A 2,101-nucleotide genomic window follows, 5' to 3' on the forward strand; every position below is an offset into this window, starting at 1 on the left:
GGATGCGACCGAGGCCGTCGAGGCCACCCAGCCTTCCGAGGAGAGCGGCGAAACCGGTACCGGTGAGACCGCTTTCGTCGCGGCGCCCAAGCGCAGGCGCCGGCTGCCGTGGCAGCGTGACAAGGCGGCTGCCGACGTCCCACCGGCGCCCCCGCCGGTCGAGGAAGCCGTCGAAGAAGCCACGGTGTCCGACGATGCTCCGGAACCCGAGCCCGTCGAGGAGCCCGCGGAGCGCGTACTCGTTGCCCATCGACCTGCGGGGCGGGCGTTGAAGCTCGTCGCGGTGGCCGCGGGCGTGCTGTTCGTCGCCGCAGCCGCGTTCGCGGGCGCGACGATTCAGCCCTACCTCGCCGACCGGGCCGCGGTGCAGACCAAGTTCTCGATAGCGGAGACGGCCGCGAACGCGATCACCACCCTGTGGACCTACACACCCGACGACATGGACAAGCTGCCGGATCGTTCCGCCAAGTATCTCGGCGGCGACTTCGCGGCCGACTACAAGCGCTACATCGATGCGATCGTCGCACCGAACAAGCAGGCTCAGGTATCCAACAACACCCAGGTCCTCGGCGCGGCCGTGGAGTCGTTGACGCCGACGGACGCCACCGCGATCGTCTACACCAACTCGGTGGCCACCAGCCCCGTCACCAAGGGCATACCGTCCCTGCGCTACCTGTCGTACAGGTTGACGTTGAAGCGCCAGGACAGTCGCTGGTTGATCACGCAGATGGTAGCCGTCACGAAGCTGGACCTGACCCCGCGGCTGTAGCGGTCGTCGCGCGATGGCAGTCGAATCCCCTGTCTCCCAGCGGTTGACACTCACCGCCCTGCTGTTGCTGACGTTCGCCACGGGTCTGGTCGACTCCGTGAGTGTCCTCGTGCTCGGACACGTCTTCGTCGCGAACATGACGGGAAACGTGATCTTCCTCGGCTTTTGGTTCGTGCCCCATTCGGGTATCGATCTGGTCGCCGCAGTGGTGGCGTTCGCGAGTTTCGTCGCAGGGGCCGTCCTCGGTGGCAGGCTGGCACGACATCTGGACGATCGCGTCCGCCGCTGGCTCGTCGTAGCGCTGGGTATCGAAGTCGTTGCCCTGGTGATTCTTTCGATACTCGCCGGCACCGGTGTCCTGCAGTACGAGGGCGGCGGACGGCTGATCCTCATCGCGGGACTCGCCATCGTCTTCGGCAGTCAGAACGCGACGGCGCGACAGTTCGGGGTGCAGGAACTCAGCACGACGGTGCTGACGCAGACCATCGTCGGCCTCGGCTTCGACAGCAGGCTCGCAGGAGGGACGGGCCAGCGGGAGAAGCTCCGCTTCGGCGTCATCCTCACCATGTGCGGCGGGGCAGTCCTCGGCGCGACCATGACGTTGTGGACTGTAGCGCCGGTCATCGCGATCGCCGCGGCGGCCGTGGCGACCAGTGGCGCCATCTTCGCGTTCGGACCGGCCAGGGACGCTGGTACGAGCAATTAGCCCGACCTGAGATCAGCTGAAGGCGAGCCAGCTCGGCAAGGCGCGCTCACGCGAGTCGCACAACACCTGCATGGTGTCGCAGGACCCCTTCGGCACGCCCGCTCCCGCCCACATGCCACCGGTGTCGCGGCGAAGCACGATCGCCGACGAGCCGCCCCCGTCGAGCAGAATGGCGGTGTCGCTCCCGAGTCCGCGGAACAGATCCTGGATCTGGTCCGGTGTGTAACTGCCGCCCTGGAAGACGTACATCTCGTCCCTGTCGCGGACGTACGCGAGCGCCGTGCGGGCAGCACTCGGACCGCCGTCGTTCATCTGCCCGGTGTCGCCGGGTGCCAACAGCCCAAGGCCGCTGACCGCGACGAAGCGGATGCCCTTGTCCATCAGATCCTTGATGACGGGGGTGGCGGCGTCGTAGTCGTTGGGCGCCCTCGGCGAGATGACGAACGGGGCGCCTGCGACGGGCAGGATCATCGTCGACAGGGCCGTCCAGACTTCGTCGCCACCGGACAGGGCCTGTTTGCCCGCGTACGCCAGGGTCCCCGTGACGGCGGCGTTGGCCGGTGTCCCTCCGCGGGTGTTGTCGAAGTAGGCGCCAAGCGGGGAACTGCAGCCGGTCGACTTCCAGG

At 67.5% G+C, this 2,101-nt stretch carries 3 protein-coding genes; 2 read left to right on the forward strand and 1 reads right to left on the reverse strand.

The annotated features are described in order from the left end of the window. A partial coding sequence (locus ACRDUX_RS34655; protein WP_526421011.1) for a mammalian cell entry protein occupies window positions 1-769 on the forward strand: 769 nt, incomplete at its 5' end. A 13-nt stretch (window positions 770-782) separates the two neighbouring features. After that, entirely contained in the window at window positions 783-1,475 is a 693-nt protein-coding gene (locus ACRDUX_RS34660) for a YoaK family protein (protein ID WP_526421013.1), read from the forward strand. 12 nt (window positions 1,476-1,487) lie between these two features. On the opposite strand, the gene ACRDUX_RS34665 is transcribed toward ACRDUX_RS34660, so the two are convergent. Then, window positions 1,488-2,101 (reverse strand): phosphodiester glycosidase family protein (locus ACRDUX_RS34665; protein ID WP_526421015.1); only part of this gene is annotated, 614 nt, incomplete at its 5' end.

The sequence above is a fragment of the Mycobacterium sp. genome, assembly GCF_050701675.1.
GTDB lineage: Bacteria > Actinomycetota > Actinomycetes > Mycobacteriales > Mycobacteriaceae > Mycobacterium.